Below are 17,381 nucleotides of genomic sequence, written 5' to 3'. Positions count from 1 at the left end.
TAACTTAATTTTAACAGAGAATGTCCTTATTTTTTATTTAAAAAATAATCAAAGCCTGTGAAATTTTACTCTCGTAAAACTTCACAGGCTTTTTCATTTCAGAGGAGGGTTTTGTCCCAGCCTCTTTTTTCTTTTTAAAAAGCTGTTTTCGCATACATTGTTGCTATTCGCATATGGTCTCCAACACGGATTCTATCCTGCTTTGTGGCATCTTTTCTTCCTAAAATAAAGAAAACAGCACCATAATTCGAATAGAAGGAGTTTAAAGTATTTAAACAGCAATAAAGTTTATGAAGAAGAGCCTTTTAAAAAGACATTTCACTGACAAAGAAGTTTATTATATTCAGAAAATATTTATTTTTAATTGAAAACGATAACAACAAAATGATTTTGTTGAAATGAAGATTATAGAATGTTTAAATGAGGAATTGAGAGATAGAAATAGTATATATTGTACAAAATAAGTTTGTGTTATCAGTTACATGATTAGTAATTTTGATTTCTCAAAAAGGATAAAATGGATTGGTTTAGTAATCAAGGAATACATAAAATGGAAGTAAGGAGCGGTTTTTAAAATGGCAAAAATAATTGCGATAAATGCTGGGAGCTCGTCACTGAAATTTCAGCTATTTGATATGCCTAGTGAGGAAGTTATAACAAAAGGATTAATTGAGCGGATTGGATTAAATGATTCTATTTTTAGCATAACGGTTAAGGGTGAAAAAGTAACAGAAACAACGGATATTCCAGATCACGATGTTGCGGTAAAAATGTTGCTAGAGAAATTAACTAAGCTTGGTGTTATTCAATCACTCGATGAAATTGATGGAATTGGACACCGTGTTGTACACGGAGGAGAAGCTTTTAACGATTCCGTTCTACTGACTGAAGAAGTAATTGAAAAAATTCATGAGCTTTCTGAATTAGCACCTTTACATAACCCAGCTAATATTACAGGGATTAGAGCATTCCAACAGGCTCTTCCAGAAGTTCCTTCTATAGGTGTTTTCGATACAGCTTTTCATCAAACAATGCCAGAGAGCTCTTTCCTTTACAGTTTGCCGTATGAGTATTACAAAAACTACGGCATTCGTAAATATGGTTTCCATGGAACTTCCCACAAGTATGTTTCTCAGCGTGCAGCAGAAATGCTGAATCGTCCGGTCGAACAGCTTCGATTAATTTCATGTCATTTAGGGAATGGGGCTAGTATTGCCGCTATTGAAGGTGGTAAATCAATTGACACCTCAATGGGATTCACTCCCTTAGCTGGTGTTACGATGGGTACTCGTTCAGGGAATATTGATCCAGCTTTAATCCCTTTCATCATGGAAAAAACAAATAAAACTGCTGATGAAGTATTAGATGTTTTAAACAAGAAGTCTGGTATGTTAGGTGTTTCCGGTTTTTCAAGTGATTTGCGTGATATTGAAGTAGAAGCTAAACAAGGAAATGAACGAGCTGAGTTAGCTCTAGAGGTATTTGCAAATCGAATTCATAAATACATTGGTTCTTACGCGTCTCGTATGTATGGAGTAGATGCAATTATCTTTACTGCTGGAATCGGTGAAAACAGTGATGTGATCCGTGAACGTGTACTAAGAGGTCTTGAATTCATGGGCGTTTACTTTGACCCAGCTCTAAATAAAGTTCGTGGAGAAGAAGCTTTTATCAACTATCCTCACTCTCCTGTTAAGGTCATGATTATCCCAACAAATGAAGAAGTGATGATTGCAAGAGATGTAGTGAGACTTTCTAAATAATTATATCTTAAAGACAAAGGCGTTTATGCTTTTGTCTTTTCTTTTTGGAGCATTGTATGACTTAGAGAGCTGTAGGAAAAATTAGCTAAGTGTGTGATATACTATAAAAAGTACACAGTTTGTTAGGAGGGTTTTAGTATGGCGTTAACAGAACGGGAAAAAGTCGTGCTATCGGGAATTAAGGAATGGGAAAACAAGCTTTATGATTATCGTCCAAATGATCTTGAACTTACTTACGATAAATATTTAGAACGTTCTTTTTCGCTCCTTCCTGAACATGTTCAAAAACAATTTTTTTCTGCTCTTGATAGCTGGTTATTCCATCTACATGCTTTAATTCAAGGAACTCAAATTCAACTAGATGCAAAAGAAAGAATTTTGTCAGCTGGTCGGATCTTTGATGAGAATATAGAAAAGTTAGAGGATTTAAGAAGTTTAAATATAGACCAATTAAAATACATAGCACAACAACAGATTGCACGCCATCGCCTATACTCTTTTACTCAAGGGGGACTTGCCGGAACAGGAGGAACGATATTACTCGGGACTGATATTCCAGCAGCAGCCGTTATCAATATAAGAGTAGTTCAGTTAATTGCGATGACATATGGATACGAGGTAAACAATCCTTTTGAAATGATGACTTCCTTAAAGGTTTTCCACTCTGCCACTTTACCAGCTAGATTGCAAAGCCAAGGGTGGGATCAGTTAATGAATGACTTAAAAGAGCAAGAAGATTTCTACTTCTATGAAGGTGAAGAGGATTTAACGGATATCTCATGGTTGGAGCAGCCTATTAAGCAACTTTTCAAAGGGCTTGCGATTATTTTACTTAGAAATAAAACATTACAAGGGATTCCTTTCGTAAGTATGGCAATTGGGGCTGGTAGCAATTATCAGTTAACACGAAAAGTGACTGACTTCGCCCACAACTATTATCAAATGAGATATTTATTAGAGAAGGAGAGCAATGAATGAGCACCACTGAACATAAAAAAGAAGCACCACAACGTGTGAATTGCAAGGTGATTACAGTGAGTGATACGAGAACAAAGGATACTGACAAGAGTGGTCAAACGATGATTGCGTTATTAGAAGAGAAGGGTCATCAAATTGTTGATTATGTCATTGTAAAAGATAATCGGGAAGAGATTCAAAGAGAGGTTCAAACGGGTTGTGAGGATACTCGAATTGACGTGGTTCTGACAAACGGAGGCACAGGGATTGCGAAAAGAGATGTTACCATTGAGTCTGTTCAGGCTCTATTCAACAAAGAGATAAGTGGATTTGGTGAGCTGTTTCGAATGTTGAGTTACACAGAAGACATCGGTTCAGCTGCCATTCTCTCTCGTGCCATAGCAGGAGTTGTGAATGATACAGCCGTATTTTCAACACCTGGGTCCACCGGTGCCGTGAAACTTGCCATGAATAAATTGATCTTGCCTGAATTGGGGCATGTTGTAAGAGAGTTGAAAAAAGATTTGTAAATGAAAAGCCAAAATGATTGTGCGTATCATTTTGGCTTTTTTATTTTTTTAAACTGGACTGGTCTGGTCTAGCGCAAGCGCTGAGCAAGGTGCTTCAGCTTTTCTTATTTATTGATGAAGTTTTTCAGAAATATTTTGATTTGCTCTGTACCAAAGCCAAAGATCATTAATAATTGAAGCTAATTCAGCTATCTCGCTGTTCAATTGGCATGAACGTATAAAATCACTTTCATCTGAAAGCTGAGCCTGTTTGGTATTAATCACTTCTTCTAAATCAGCTATACGATCTGGAATTCTCCCCCTGATTTTCTCCCACTGGAATAAAATCGATTGTTGAGTTTCCTTCGAATATTGATCCCATTCTTGATACAGTACAGGGATTGGAATTCCTAGCCTCTCGTTATGTGAAAAAAAGTCCTCCATACATAATGCCCCCAACTTCTTTGTTGCTTCTATTCTACTATACTATCAAAAATCATTCCATGCTCAAACTGTACTAGCTTAGGAAAGGGAGAAAGACGAAACATGCATAAAAGTGAAATAAGTTTAAGGGATTTTGATATGCAAAAGTTCTCACTCTCCTATTTGTGGAGCGAGAACTTCTACATTTGATACCTTATTCACTAATTATTTTCGTAAAGCAATACCTTTTCTAAAACCCGGTTTGCAATCTGTTGATAGCCTGCTGAGTTAGGATGAAGGGAGTCGGCAAAGTAATCTTCCTTAGGTGAATTTTGAAATAAATCTAGGATGGGAATAAACGTCGTCCCCTCAAATTGAGTAATCGTTTTGTTAATTTCCTCATTCCATTGATGTATCAATGTAAGTAGCTGCTGGTCATTTTTAAATTCTGTATACGGGTGATATAGGCCAAGTACAAAGACATGTGCATCTGTCTCCGTTCTTATTTTTTCTAAAATGGTATTTACGTTATTAGCATACTTGTTTTTCCCTACTTCTAGATTATCTATATTAATGGTATCAAACTTCCGCTCCGCACTTTTACGGAAGTCATTTGTCCCAATATACAAAGTAATATAGTCGGCTTTCTGAATTTTGTTCATAACTTTTTGGTTGTTAAGCTGTTCTAACAGATCCTCAGTCGTATATTTTGGAACCCCGAAATTATCTAAATGGACGGGTATCCCTTTTTGTAGTGTGTATTGCTCTTTAAATCTTTCGGTATAGCCTTTTTTTAACGGGTCGCCTGTGCCATAGGTAATAGAATCACCTAATGAGACGACATGTAACCTACCTGAATTCTGTGAGTAGATTTTATTAGTGAAAATTCCTGAAATGATGATTACCATAACGGCACAGCCAATGATTAATATTTTTTTCATAAAAAACCCCTGCTATTATTTGGTATCTGTTATTTTATGCTTGAACAGGGGTTTTCATGTAAATAGGACTGTTACCCTTTATTCCAATAGGAACTTGATTGAGTTTTGCTTTCAGTATTTAAAACCATGTTTCTTAACGTCGTAAATTTAAGTTCGATCATAGGTTGTGCTAAAGCTTTCATCCAGCTACTCGAGCAGATGGCTGTGATCATCATTGAAACAACGAGCATCACAAAAATTTGCTCAGAATCCTTTACATACTCCACAAATGGACTATGGCGAAAATATTGAACCACAAAACCATGTAAGAGATAAATATAGATGGAGCTAGCCCCCCATTTGGTAAAAAAGAGGTTCTTCCTTGGAACAAGTGCCAAGAAGCTGAATGTTGCGATCAATGTAAGACTGTAGATTCCTAGCCGTACTATTCCACCATACAATCCTGTCTGGTCAAATGCGTGGTAGGGTTTAGAGCCAAATAACCATTTATAGTCAAACTCAGGAAGGATATAAAAAGCAGCTGTGATTATAATCAATAGTACAAAGGCTGGAAGTTTAACTTTTTTATTGCGTAATGTTTCAAAATGCTCTTTTTTAAAGTAATAGCCCAATAAAAAGAGCGGGAAAAACACTATGGTTCGGGACAGACTTAAATAATTGCTGACAATATCCAAGTAACCAACCGTTATTCCTAATCCAAATGAGATTAAAATGGCATAACTTGATTTAAATTTTGTAAACAAAAAGAGCATTAAATTCCAGAAAAATAAACTAACTAGAAACCATAATGACCATTGTGGATTTAGTGGATCTAATTCTGTTGGTTCCCAACCACGTATTACAAAATAATAAATGGAGTAAATCCCCTGAAAAATTAAATATGGCCCAATTAGTTTTTTAGTTATTTTTGCTAAATAGCCCTTCTTGCGAAACCCTCTAGCAAAGTAACCAGAAATCAAAATGAATGCAGGCATATGAAAAAGGTAAATCGTTGTATATAACGTATAGATTAATTTACTCTCATCAATAAAGGATTGAATGAAGTGTCCAAAGACTACTAAGAAAATTAGTAGAAATTTTGCATTGTCATAGTAAGCATCACGAATATTCATAGTAACCTCCTAATATTTTTCCACCCTCACGTATTGGCCACTATAATATTCGCATGAAAATATTCATTTTAAACCGTTTTAATACAAGTGTAACTGACTTGTAAACCTGTGACAGAGGAGTTACATTTTTTAAATCGTTGCTAATATTTATTACAATTAACAGATATTTTTATTTGGAAGACCTGTTCTACTAATTAATTTTAGATAGGGAATTAACCAACAAGAGAATGAATCCCTATAGCGTTAGGCTACTTAGGACCGAGGAAGAGTTAATAAGAGTGATAGAGTCAAAAGGTGAGTTCAATTTTGACAGCGGAGGACCAAGTAAGAAGGTTAGAGTCAGAAGATGAGCCAACTTCGAACAGAGGAAGGCGAAGTAAGAAGGCTAGAGTCAGAAGATCAATCAACTTCGGACAGAGGAAGGCAAAGTAAGAAGGCTAGAGTCAGAAGATCAATCAACTTCGGACAGAGGAAGGCGAAGTAAGGAGGCTAGAGTCAGAAGGTCAATCAACTTCGGACAGAGAAGGCGAAGTAAGAAGGTTAGAGTCAGAAGATCAATCAACTTCGGACAGAGGAAGGCGAAGTAAGAAGGCTAGAGTCAGAAGATCAATCAACTTCGGACAGAGGAAGGCAAAGTAAGAAGGCTAGAGTCAGAAGATGAACCAACTTCGGACAGAGGAAGGCGAAGTAAGGAGGCTGAAGTCAGAAGATGAACCAACTTCTGACACTAGCCTCGATAAGAGTGATAAAGTCTGAAGAGACAACAACCATTGGAAAGAACATTAACTTAAATAATCAATTTATGCAAAAGTTTATTGAATCAACCTTGTTATATACAGTTTGGCAATATTACCCCATATTTACCTCCAAACAAAACTATTAGATTTAGGTCTCGAACTCCATTGTGACTTTCATTCTCCAATTTCTTTATTATTTTTATACAAATTTACGAATAAGTATTGAAAAAACATTTCAAAATTGTTAAATTGATAAACAGATAATAAAAGTATAAAAATATAAATAAATGAATAATTATTCAATATATAGGAGGAGAAAAAATGGCGAATCAAAAAGTAGTACTCGCATATTCTGGGGGATTAGATACATCGGTTGCAGTAAAATGGTTACAAGATCAAGGATACTCAGTGGTAGCTTGTTGCCTTGATGTCGGTGAAGGCAAGGACTTGGCTTTTATAAAAGAAAAAGCATTAACAGTAGGAGCGGTTGCTTCTTATGTTATTGATGCTAAAGAAGAGTTTGCTAATGATTATGCATTAGTTGCCCTTCAATCACATGCATTGTATGAAGGGAAGTACCCGCTTGTTTCTGCCTTATCACGTCCGTTGATTGCAAAAAAACTTGTAGAAGTAGCTGAAAAAGAAGGCGCTGTTGCTGTAGCGCATGGATGTACAGGAAAGGGAAATGACCAAGTGCGTTTTGAGGTTTCAATCAACGCGTTAAATCCTAATTTAAAGGTACTTGCTCCAGTTCGTGAGTGGGGATGGTCACGTGAAGAAGAGATTGAATATGCAAAACAGAATGGTGTACCTATTCCTATTAATCTAGATAGCCCGTTTTCTATTGATCAAAACTTATGGGGGAGAAGCTGTGAGTGCGGTGTATTAGAAGATCCTTGGGCAGCCCCTCCTGAGGAAGCGTATGATTTAACATTAAGCCTAGAAAATACTCCAGATGTATCAGATGTCGTGGAAATTGAATTTAGTAAGGGGATTCCAGTTGCTTTGAATGGAACAGCTTACTCACTTGCGGATTTAATTTTAAAATTAAATGAAGTAGCAGGTAAACATGGTGTGGGTAGAATTGATCACGTTGAAAATCGTCTAGTTGGGATCAAGTCACGTGAAATTTATGAGTGTCCAGGTGCAATTACCCTTATAAAAGCTCATAAAGAGTTAGAGGATTTAACACTAGTAAAAGAAGTTGCTCACTTTAAACCTGTTATTGAAAAGAAAATGACTGAAATTATTTATGATGGATTATGGTTCTCACCGATAACAAAAGCATTACAGGCTTTCCTATTAGAAACACAAAAGCATGTTACTGGAACTGTACGTGTGAAGCTGTTTAAAGGTCATGCGATTGTTGAAGGAAGAAAATCGCCGTACTCTTTATATGATGAAAAGTTAGCTACCTACACGTCAGACGATGAGTTCGATCACAGTGCTGCTGTTGGATTTATTAATTTATGGGGTCTCCCTACAAAGGTCCAAAGCATGGTTCAAAATGCTAAGAAGGTGACAGTGTGAGTAAGAAGCTTTGGGGTGGAAGGTTTACAAAATCAGCAGAAGAATGGGTAGATGAGTTTGGTGCCTCGATCTCTTTTGACCAGGAGTTAGTGTTAGAAGACATAGATGGGAGCATAGCCCATGTTACGATGCTTGGGAAATGTGGAATTATCTCTGAATTAGAAACTGATACCATAAAGGAAGGATTAAAAACCTTAAAGGAGAAGGCTAAAAATGGTGAACTTGAATATTCAGTAAAGCTTGAAGACATTCACCTGAATTTAGAGAGTCAGCTTACAGATATAATTGGGCCTGTAGGAGGTAAGCTTCATACAGGTCGTAGTCGAAATGATCAAGTAGCAACCGATATGCATTTGTATTTGCGTAATCAAGTAAACTTAATTATAGAGCTTGTTGTAGAAATGCAAGAGGCTTTATTAAATCAGGCAAAACAGCATGTCGAAACAATCATGCCGGGATATACGCATTTACAAAGAGCCCAGCCAATCTCCTTTGCCCATCACTTAATGGCATACTTTTGGATGCTACAAAGAGATAAAGACCGACTAACGGAGAGTTTAAAAAGAATAAACATATCGCCTTTAGGAGCAGGAGCACTAGCAGGAACAACTTTCCCGATTGATCGTGAGTACACAGCTCACCTTTTAGGATTTGAGGGAATCTATGAAAATAGCTTAGATGCTGTTAGTGACCGAGATTTTATTTTAGAATTTATGTCATCAAGTTCTATCTTAATGATGCATTTATCTCGATTAGCCGAGGAAATTATCCTCTGGTCAAGTCAAGAGTTTCGCTTCATTGAACTTGATGATAGTTTCTCAACAGGAAGTAGTATAATGCCTCAAAAGAAAAATCCCGATATGGCTGAGCTCATCCGTGGAAAAACGGGTAGAGTTTACGGAAACCTGGTAGGATTATTAACCGTGTTAAAGGGTCTCCCGTTAGCTTATAACAAAGATATGCAGGAAGATAAAGAAGGAATGTTCGATACTGTTAAGACGTTAGTTGGATCTCTGAAAATATTTGCTGGCATGCTAAATACGATGAAAGTAAATAAAGCTCAGATGGAATCCGCTACAAAAAATGATTTTTCTAATGCAACAGAATTGGCAGACTATTTGTCAGGAAAGGGACTCCCTTTCCGTGAGGCACATGAGATTGTAGGGCAGTTAGTACTAGCATGTGTGAAAAAGAATTGCTTCCTGGTTGATTTAACGATGGAGGAGTTTAAAGAGGCGAGTCATCTGTTTGAAGATGATATTTATAAGGTGTTAAATCCTGTTACTGCAGTCCAACGAAGAAACAGTGCAGGTGGTACAGGATTTGAACAAATTCGAAAAGCACTCGAAAAGGCAGAGATGGTGCTACCTCAAGTAACTGAAAGTGTGAAGTAATAAATTTTAAAAGCACGCTGTAGAAAATGATATGCTCCCCTATAGGTAGACAGATTTAAAAATAAAAGTCTGATTCTTATGGGGGAGCGTAACAAAAAATACAGCGTGCTTTTGCTTTATCCGTTATTCTTCTTTATCTGTACGAACCACTAATACATCACAAGGAGCGTAACGTGTAATATGCTCTGATACGCTTCCGATTAGGAAACGTTCGACAGCATTCAGACCAGTTGCTCCACAAATAATTAAGTCAACCTGATGCTTTTTAGCAATGTCCTTAGGTACTTTTACTTTTGGAGAACCATAATCAATTTCATAGCTTACTTCAGATACTCCCGCATCCAAGGCTTCTTTTTTATAGTTTTCCATCAATTCAGTTGCAAAGCGATCGGCTCTCTCTGCAATTGTACGATCGTATGCCTCTACTGTTGCAAATGTACGTGTATCTATGATGTGTGCGAGTACGATTTTCGCTTGGTTTCTTTTTGCGACTTCAATGGCTTTTTTAAAGGCCCATTCTGCTTCTTTGGATCCATCTACTGCAACTAAAATATTTTTATAAGTGAGACTCATAATAATCTCCTCCTTTACCTTAATTATACAGTACTTATGTTGTGCATATCTGTAGCAGAATTTCGAACAATATGTAAAGAAATCATTTTCTTAAAAAGGAGATTAGAGGGCGATGGAAAAAAAACAACCAAAAGGTCAATCCCATTATATTTATAGCAATCAAGAGGATTCCGATGTTAGTCAACAAATCATGGATTCTTACAATAGTGGGGTCATTGATCAAGAAGATGGCCAACTTCAAAATTACGATTCAGCAACGGATGATAAGTAAGTGTAAAAAAGGTGGAGAGGCAACAGCCTACTCCACCTTTTTTTGTTGGAATATATATACGAAATAATAAAGGAAAATTGTCACTACAAAGGTTATAAATCCAGGAGACCACTGATCGGGGAGAAAGCTATATAGAATGGCCCCAAATAGAATTGAAATAACAGCTTTTGTATTAACCGATTGTTCATTCAAAAATAAACTTTTTAGATGTTCTTCAGTTAATGCACCTTTTTTAATATAGAGAAAGTCGGAAACAATGACAGCAGAAATAGGAATAATGAGCGTACCGAGCAATGAGATATAGGATTGAGCTTGGTTAACGATAGTTGGAAAACAGCTTAATGTTACAGCAACGATTCCGAATAATGTTGCGCTTTTAACTCTCCCTAAGGTTTGAAAGGTATTTAATAGACTAAATCCCCCTGTATAGGCGTTACTTAAATTTATAGATATCATCGACACCATGGCGCAAATAAAGATAAGAATTAGAATGATAAGAGAAGATGATAACGAGCTAGCTGCAACGAACGGGTTCCATTCACCTAATAAGGTTGCAGAAAGCGCACCTAGTAAAGCAGTAAGAAAAAATCCAAATGTATTTCCTGCATAAAGTCCCCAAAAAGCTCCTGAGGATGACTTCGAGTAGCGTGCCATATCAGCAGAGGCACTGACGCCTGAAACGTATTGAACAAATGCCAAGCTAGAATAGAAAAAATAAGTAGATATGTCCCCTTCTAACGAGAATATTGGAAGATTTACCTCGCTATTAGCCGTTTCACGGATAAATAAATAAAATAACACTAATTGTCCTAAAATTAACAAGGGCATAAAATATTTCGTTGCTTTTTTGACTGTATCAAATCCGAAAAGTGCAAGAACACTCATTAGGATAGCTAAAAAGATTGCAACCGGTAGAAATGGAATGGTTACCGAAAACACTTTTTTCCCGAGTTCGATAAGCACGATTGTTCCACCAATGGTTTGAACTGCAAACCAGTATAAGGAGGTTATCGAACGAATGGGGGAAGAAATATACCTCGCTGGGATAGTGCCTAGCATGCTACGAATAGCATATTGGGCAGGTATCCCATTCTTTGACCCCGGGTAAGTTAAATAAGAAACGAAAAGAAAAGCGATGGCTGCTCCCAATAAAGTCGATAAAACTGCAGAAAAAAATGAAAGTCCCCCGTTTATTACTGCTAGAGCAGGAACAAGAAAATTCCCTGAATTAACGGAAAAGGACATCTGTAAAATAAAGTATTCATACCATTTTGTTGTTTTAAGCTCTATAGGGACAGACTCAAGTCCGTGTTTTTCTATCCTAGGAACTTGAGCAGTCTGGATTTTAGCTGTTTGCATATTCATATCCTTTCATACTATTGAGATAAGAACTACTATGTTTATTTTATATGAGGACACGCTAGTTTGGGGATATTTTTAACAATATGTAATGTTTAAAATAGTATGAATTTAAATAAGAAAATCAGATTTTGTAAGGGTTTTCTTTATTGTTATAGTAGTATTTTCATTTTTTTCTTTATTCTAATGGGACAAAGGTGTTATATTAGTATCGGCTTATTATTTCAAAGTGAATAATTTATAGGAGGTATGCACATGCGTATCGGAGTACCTACAGAGATAAAAAACAACGAGAATCGTGTAGCGATGACACCAGCTGGAGTCGTTAACTTAGTGAAATTCGGACATGAAGTATTTATTGAGGCTGGAGCTGGACTAGGGTCTGGATTTACTGATGCAGATTATGTAAATGCAGGTGCAAGCATTGTTCAAACAGCTGAAGAAGCATGGTCAATGGAAATGGTTATGAAGGTTAAAGAACCTCTACCATCAGAGTATAAATATTTCCGCGAAGGTTTAATTTTATTTACATATCTACACTTAGCTCCAGAACCAGAGCTTACAAAAGCTCTAATTGAGAATAAAGTTGTAGGTATTGCTTACGAAACGGTTCAACTTCCTAACAATACTTTACCACTTTTAACACCAATGAGTGAGGTTGCGGGGAGAATGGCAACTCAAATTGGTGCACAATTCTTAGAAAAAGTTCACGGTGGCAAAGGAATCTTACTTGCTGGTGTTCCTGGTGTTAAGCGTGGAAAAGTTACCATCATTGGTGGTGGTGTAGCAGGTACGAATGCTGCTAAAATGGCCATTGGACTTGGTGCAAACGTAACAATCATTGATTTAAGCCCAGATCGCTTACGTCAATTAGACGATATTTTCGGAAGTGATGTCACAACATTAATGTCTAACCCACTTAACATTGCTGAAGCCGTTAAGGATTCAGATTTAGTAATTGGTGCTGTATTAATTCCAGGTGCTAAAGCTCCGAAGCTAGTTAGTGAAGAGATGATTGTGTCAATGACTCCTGGTTCAGTAGTAGTAGACATTGCAATTGACCAAGGTGGAATATTCGAAACAACGGATCGTATTACCACTCATGACAACCCTACTTATGTAAAACATGATGTTGTACACTATGCGGTTGCGAATATGCCTGGTGCGGTTCCACGTACATCAACGATTGCATTAACGAACGTAACAGTTCCATATGCAGTGCAAATTGCTAACAAAGGCTATGAGCAAGCTTGCCTAGATAACGAAGCATTATTAAAAGGAATTAACACATTAAACGGCTTTGTAACTTATGAAGCAGTTGCTGAATCACATGGTTTAGAGTATTCTCCTGCAAGAGCTCTTTTAGAGCGTGCGTAATTTATAAAAGTAAAACTCCATGGACAAGCTCCATGGAGTTTTGTTATTTCTAGGTAAGAAGTATAAGTTTTTCAAATTAGAATGGTGTCTAGCTCCAGCGCCTAGTAAACTTCACCCTATCTCCCTACGATAAGTCAACATCGAATCGCTACGCTCTCCGTGTTTCCTTTATCTCATACGATAGGGCTCCAGTTTATACGGCGCTTAGCAAGGCGCTTGCACTTTTCTTATATAACTTGTAATTCTTTCGGAAACTTCGTTAATATCTCAAGTCCATTATCTGTTACCACTACATCGTCTTCGATTCTTACTCCAGCAACACCAGGAACATAAATTCCAGGTTCAATCGTAAACACCATGCCTTTTTCTAAAGGTAATGGATTTGTTTCTGTTAAAGATGGGAACTCATGGACACTAATTCCTAAACCATGACCTAGACGATGAGGGAAGTATTCACCATACCCTGCTTCACGAATAATGTTTCTAGCAGTGGAGTCTACTTCAGCACATGTCACTCCAGGTTTACTTACCTCAAGAGCAGCTAATTGGGCTTTTAAAACTGTTTCATAGATTTCTCTCTGTTTGTCATTGATATCTCCGAACGCCACTGTTCTAGTAATATCTGAACAGTAACCATTCCAAACGACTCCAAGATCAAATAACACTAAGTCACCTTTTTGCATCTTTGTAAGGCCTGGAGTTCCGTGAGGAGATGCGGCATTCACTCCTGTTAATACCATAGTAGAGAACGACATCTCGTTAACGCCTTTTTTCTTAAGCTCGAATTCGATTGCTGCAAGAACATCTAGTTCGGTTTTCCCTTCGGCGATTTCGGAGCAACCTACTTCGATGGCAAAATCAGCTAATGCACATGCTTCTTTAATAATAGATAATTCCTTCTCATCTTTTACAAGACGTAATTTACGAATCTTTTGTTCCGCCGGAATAAAAGAAGCTTTTGGAAAGTATTTAGAGATTTCTTCGAATCTCTCAACATTCAGGTGTTCTTTTTCAATTCCTATTTTGCTTACAGAATTAAGTCGTTTTGTTATAGCTTGATTTACAAGCTCCCAAGCATTGTCTGTATCACCGTGACCAACAATTTCATTCGTCCATCCAGCGTTCTTTACGTCTTCCTTTTCCATAGCCGGACAAACTAAAAATGGCTCTGAATCTTGGAAAACTGCTAACCCTAATAATCGTTCATGTGGGTCACTGTGAAATCCGCTAAAGTAAAACACACTATCAGATGAAGTTAAAAAACATAAATCTATTTCTTCTTGTTTCATCCATTCCATTAGATTGCTTAGTCGTTTGTTCAAAATGTTTGCCCCCTTATTAATTCCTCATTCTGAGAGTAACAACTATAATGTAATAAGTAAACTTCTAAATCATATAATATCAAAATCTTCTATAAATTAGTCTCTGAAATAATAGGAGCATTGCCTAGTTGTAATGCTTAAATACGAAACAATTTGGGTATAAGGGTTAGGGGAGTTAACTACCTCATTTAAAAATTAGCAGGAATGAAATGTTTTTTGTTGAAGTAAAAATGAGTGAGTAATGTTTAAAGGAGAGATAGAATGAAAGTATCTTATCACGGACATTCAGTAGTGAAGATTGAAACAAAAGAGAAAACAATTTTAATTGATCCTTTTATTTCGGGAAATGGCCTAACAGATTTAAAAGTTGAGGATGTTAAGCCAGATGTGATTATTTTAACGCATGGTCATGGAGACCATGTTGGGGACACTATTGAATTAGCAAAGAAAAATGATGCACTTGTTATTGCGAATCATGAAATCTCTACATATTTAAGTTGGCAGGGAGTTAAAACTCATGGAATGCATATTGGGGGAGCATATCAGTTTGACTTCGGAAAAGTTAAGCTAACTCCGGCATTTCATGGTTCAGGACTTGAAGTAGGAAATAATGAAATTATTTATGGTGGTATGCCTGCTGGAGTGCTTGTCATGATGGAAGGAAAAACGATCTATCATGCAGGAGACACGGGGCTGTTTTCAGATATGAAGTTAATTGGTGACCGTCACCCAATTGATTTGGCATTCTTACCAATAGGCGACAACTATACAATGGGACCTGAGGATGCGGCATATGCAGCTGAACTTCTAAGTGCTAAAACAGTTGTACCCATTCATTACAACACATTTCCTCCTATCAAACAGGATCCTAACCAATTTGTTAACATGCTAAAAGAGGGAACTGGCAAAGTGTTAGAAGCAGGAGAATCAATTGAACTATAAATACAGTACGTGCTTTGGTGAACTGCACCCCGATTGTTGGACACACATCTAACAATCGGAGGTGCTTTTATTTTAGCAAAGGGTAGAGTTGGTAATAAGTACATCAAAGTTAGTAATAACTCTTTAAAAGTTGGTAATATCTCGTTCGAAGTTGGTAATATGTTCAAAAAGTTAGTAATATCTCATCAAAAGTTGGTAATATCCTCCCTCGCTCAAACTTAATTTGACCCTTTATTCCCCTTACTTATAAGTTTTGCCTGTAATAACTAATTATTTTGAGCATGTCCGCATACATATGTATAAAGTTATTTTAGGAGGTTGTTAAGTTGAATAAAAATCGCTATTTGCTTTGTTTATTAGCATGCGGAGTTATGTTGTATTACGCTTTACCGAACTTATCTGTTTTTAGCGAAGGGCCCCAAGGAATTTTTGCGTTATCTTGGCTTTTATTAGCATTATTTGTTGTGGCAGGAAACTTATCTGCATTACTGTATGCACCTAAAAGGAGAGCTAAAGCAGTACCTAAATATAAAGTAGAAAAAGTGAGACAGAGAGTTCGATCTTACCAATAATCAAATAGCTCCTATGACTGTTAATTGAATACATTTCCTGTTCACCTTATAATGAAGTTATACGACACGAAAGATAAGTCATTGTAACTTTAATTAGAGGGTGAAATTTTGGCTACAAAACACGAGCAAATTTTAGAATATATTGATGGTTTGCCAATAGGTGAAAAGATATCTGTTAGACAAATCGCCAAAGCAATGAGTGTAAGTGAGGGTACAGCATACAGAGCCATTAAGGACGCTGAGAATAAAGGCTATGTAAGTACCATTGAACGCGTTGGTACCATTCGAATTGAACGAAAAAAGAAAGAAAATATCGAGAAACTCACGTTTGCTGAGGTTGTTAATATTGTTGATGGCCAAGTTTTAGGTGGCCGTGCAGGATTGCATAAAACATTGAACAAATTTGTTATTGGTGCTATGAAATTGGAAGCAATGATGCGTTATACAGGTGCTGGAAACCTTCTAATCGTAGGAAACCGCACAAAGGCACAAGAGTATGCTTTGAATGCGGGTGCGGCCGTTCTTATTACTGGAGGCTTTGACACCGATGACGAAATTAAGAGACTAGCGGATGAACTACAACTACCGATTATTTCGAGTAGTTATGATACGTTTACCGTTGCAACCATGATTAATAGAGCCATCTATGACCAGTTAATCAAAAAGGAAATCGTTCTTGTAGAAGATATCTTAACTCCTCTCGATGAAACAATCTTCTTAAAAACAACGGATTTTGTTTCAAAGTGGCACGAACACAATCGTGAGACACTACATAGTCGTTTTCCTGTTGTCGACCAAAATATGAAAGTTCAAGGGATGGTCACCTCAAAGGATATTATGGGGAGTCGAAATGATACGGTCATTGAAAAGATTATGACCAAAAACCCGATGACTGTCGGAGGGAAAACAAGTGTTGCTTCATCAGCACATATGATGGTGTGGGAAGGAATAGAGGTACTCCCTGTTGTCGATGATTCAAACAAACTAGAAGGAATTATCAGTAGGCAGGATGTGTTAAAGGCTTTGCAAATGATCCAACGTCAGCCGCAAGTTGGTGAGACACTTGATGATATTGTCACGAATCAACTTGTTTTAATAAAGGGAGATTCTAAGACTGACGATATCTACCGCTGTGAAGTTACTCCACAAATGACCAATCACTTAGGAACGATTTCCTATGGTGTATTTACGACGATTGTTACAGAAGCAGCTAGTGGAGTGTTAAGAGGTTATAAAAAAGGGGACCTCGTAGTAGAGAATATGACGATTTACTTTATCAAACCTGTTCAAATTGATAGTATGATACAAATTTATCCAAAGGTCTTAGAAGTAGGACGGAAATTTGGGAAAGTTGATGTTGAAGTGTTTAATGAGGGTGTACTAGTAGGAAAAGCGATGATGATGTGTCAGTTAATTGACCGACAATAAGAGATAAATAATAGAGACCGTTTCGCCATAACGAAACGGTCTATTTATGTTCGCCCAGCATGGGCGAACTCTAACGGGTGAAAGTCCCGAGTATGACCAAGTAGCGGTAAGTACATAGCTGAAAGCAAGGGTGTCCACGGTGACGTGGAATCTGAAGGAAGCTCGAGGCAA

At 37.1% G+C, this 17,381-nt stretch carries 18 protein-coding genes; 12 read left to right on the top strand and 6 right to left on the bottom strand.

Annotated elements, in window-relative coordinates; genetic code table 11:
- The first annotated feature begins 575 nt into the window (after positions 1–575).
- The 3 genes from ACFYKX_RS26990 to ACFYKX_RS26980 all read left to right on the top strand — a co-directional run bounded on the left by ACFYKX_RS26990 (position 576) and on the right by ACFYKX_RS26980 (position 3,250).
- Entirely contained in the window at positions 576–1,763 is a 1,188-nt protein-coding gene (locus tag ACFYKX_RS26990; RefSeq protein WP_389365402.1) for an acetate kinase, read from the top strand.
- Positions 1,764–1,901: 138 nt separating this feature from the next.
- A complete protein-coding gene (locus ACFYKX_RS26985; protein ID WP_389365400.1) occupies positions 1,902–2,741 on the top strand; it encodes an EcsC family protein in 840 nt (279 codons plus the stop codon).
- Positions 2,738–3,250 carry a MogA/MoaB family molybdenum cofactor biosynthesis protein gene (locus ACFYKX_RS26980; protein WP_389365398.1) on the top strand — a complete coding sequence of 171 codons (513 nt, stop codon included), beginning with the start codon at positions 2,738–2,740 and terminating at the stop codon, positions 3,248–3,250. The genes ACFYKX_RS26985 and ACFYKX_RS26980 overlap by 4 nt, the downstream gene beginning before the upstream one ends.
- A 108-nt stretch (positions 3,251–3,358) precedes the next feature.
- Here the strand turns inward: ACFYKX_RS26980 and ACFYKX_RS26975 are convergent, their stop codons facing one another.
- From ACFYKX_RS26975 to ACFYKX_RS26965, 3 genes are all read right to left on the bottom strand, one after another.
- The gene (locus ACFYKX_RS26975; protein WP_389365396.1) at positions 3,359–3,673 is read right to left on the bottom strand and encodes a hypothetical protein; all 315 of its coding nucleotides are present in this window, start codon (positions 3,671–3,673) and stop codon (positions 3,359–3,361) included.
- 200 nt (positions 3,674–3,873) lie between these two features.
- Positions 3,874–4,593: a GDSL-type esterase/lipase family protein gene (locus tag ACFYKX_RS26970; protein WP_389365395.1), complete on the bottom strand. Its 720-nt coding sequence runs from the start codon at positions 4,591–4,593 to the stop codon at positions 3,874–3,876.
- A 71-nt stretch (positions 4,594–4,664) separates the two neighbouring features.
- Positions 4,665–5,705, bottom strand: coding sequence for an acyltransferase family protein (locus ACFYKX_RS26965; RefSeq protein WP_389365393.1), 1,041 nt, complete (start codon positions 5,703–5,705; stop codon positions 4,665–4,667).
- A 346-nt stretch (positions 5,706–6,051) separates the two neighbouring features.
- Between ACFYKX_RS26965 and ACFYKX_RS26960 the strand changes: the two genes are divergently transcribed.
- The 4 genes from ACFYKX_RS26960 to argH all read left to right on the top strand — a co-directional run bounded on the left by ACFYKX_RS26960 (position 6,052) and on the right by argH (position 9,366).
- A complete protein-coding gene (locus tag ACFYKX_RS26960; protein WP_389365391.1) occupies positions 6,052–6,189 on the top strand; it encodes a hypothetical protein in 138 nt (45 codons plus the stop codon).
- Between the two features lie 225 nt (positions 6,190–6,414).
- Positions 6,415–6,588: a hypothetical protein gene (locus ACFYKX_RS26955; protein ID WP_389365390.1), complete on the top strand. Its 174-nt coding sequence runs from the start codon at positions 6,415–6,417 to the stop codon at positions 6,586–6,588.
- 175 nt (positions 6,589–6,763) lie between these two features.
- Positions 6,764–7,972, top strand: coding sequence for an argininosuccinate synthase (locus ACFYKX_RS26950; RefSeq protein WP_389365388.1), 1,209 nt, complete (start codon positions 6,764–6,766; stop codon positions 7,970–7,972).
- Positions 7,969–9,366: an argininosuccinate lyase gene (gene argH / locus ACFYKX_RS26945; protein ID WP_389365386.1), complete on the top strand. Its 1,398-nt coding sequence runs from the start codon at positions 7,969–7,971 to the stop codon at positions 9,364–9,366. The genes ACFYKX_RS26950 and argH overlap by 4 nt, the downstream gene beginning before the upstream one ends.
- A 123-nt stretch (positions 9,367–9,489) precedes the next feature.
- On the opposite strand, the gene ACFYKX_RS26940 is transcribed toward argH, so the two are convergent.
- Complete coding sequence (locus tag ACFYKX_RS26940; protein ID WP_389365384.1) at positions 9,490–9,939, bottom strand: universal stress protein; 450 nt, start codon at positions 9,937–9,939, stop codon at positions 9,490–9,492.
- A 112-nt stretch (positions 9,940–10,051) separates the two neighbouring features.
- On the opposite strand from ACFYKX_RS26940, the gene ACFYKX_RS26935 reads away from it, so the two are divergent.
- Complete coding sequence (locus ACFYKX_RS26935) at positions 10,052–10,210, top strand: hypothetical protein (protein WP_389365382.1); 159 nt, start codon at positions 10,052–10,054, stop codon at positions 10,208–10,210.
- A 27-nt stretch (positions 10,211–10,237) separates the two neighbouring features.
- Here ACFYKX_RS26935 and ACFYKX_RS26930 read toward each other — a convergent pair whose 3' ends face one another.
- Positions 10,238–11,569 carry a purine-cytosine permease family protein gene (locus ACFYKX_RS26930; protein WP_389365380.1) on the bottom strand — a complete coding sequence of 444 codons (1,332 nt, stop codon included), beginning with the start codon at positions 11,567–11,569 and terminating at the stop codon, positions 10,238–10,240.
- A 255-nt stretch (positions 11,570–11,824) separates the two neighbouring features.
- Here ACFYKX_RS26930 and ald point away from each other — a divergent pair, with 255 nt between their 5' ends.
- A complete protein-coding gene (ald, locus tag ACFYKX_RS26925) occupies positions 11,825–12,946 on the top strand; it encodes an alanine dehydrogenase (RefSeq protein WP_389365378.1) in 1,122 nt (373 codons plus the stop codon).
- 227 nt (positions 12,947–13,173) lie between these two features.
- On the opposite strand, the gene ACFYKX_RS26920 is transcribed toward ald, so the two are convergent.
- Positions 13,174–14,268 carry a M24 family metallopeptidase gene (locus ACFYKX_RS26920; RefSeq protein WP_389365376.1) on the bottom strand — a complete coding sequence of 365 codons (1,095 nt, stop codon included), beginning with the start codon at positions 14,266–14,268 and terminating at the stop codon, positions 13,174–13,176.
- Between the two features lie 261 nt (positions 14,269–14,529).
- On the opposite strand from ACFYKX_RS26920, the gene ACFYKX_RS26915 reads away from it, so the two are divergent.
- The 3 genes from ACFYKX_RS26915 to ACFYKX_RS26905 all read left to right on the top strand — a co-directional run bounded on the left by ACFYKX_RS26915 (position 14,530) and on the right by ACFYKX_RS26905 (position 17,210).
- The gene (locus ACFYKX_RS26915; protein ID WP_389365375.1) at positions 14,530–15,210 is read left to right on the top strand and encodes a metal-dependent hydrolase; all 681 of its coding nucleotides are present in this window, start codon (positions 14,530–14,532) and stop codon (positions 15,208–15,210) included.
- A 326-nt stretch (positions 15,211–15,536) separates the two neighbouring features.
- On the top strand, positions 15,537–15,782 hold the full coding sequence (locus tag ACFYKX_RS26910) for a hypothetical protein (RefSeq protein ID WP_389365373.1): 246 nt from the start codon (positions 15,537–15,539) through the stop codon (positions 15,780–15,782).
- Between the two features lie 108 nt (positions 15,783–15,890).
- A complete protein-coding gene (locus ACFYKX_RS26905; RefSeq protein ID WP_389365371.1) occupies positions 15,891–17,210 on the top strand; it encodes a DRTGG domain-containing protein in 1,320 nt (439 codons plus the stop codon).
- Positions 17,211–17,381: the final 171 nt, after the last annotated feature.

Source organism: Cytobacillus spartinae (assembly GCF_042865285.1).
In the GTDB taxonomy this organism is placed as follows: Bacteria; Bacillota; Bacilli; order Bacillales; family Cytobacillaceae; genus Robertmurraya_A; species Robertmurraya_A spartinae.
The sequence above is the reverse complement of the archived record's forward strand: the minus strand, read 5'-3'. Positions and strand labels throughout refer to the sequence as shown.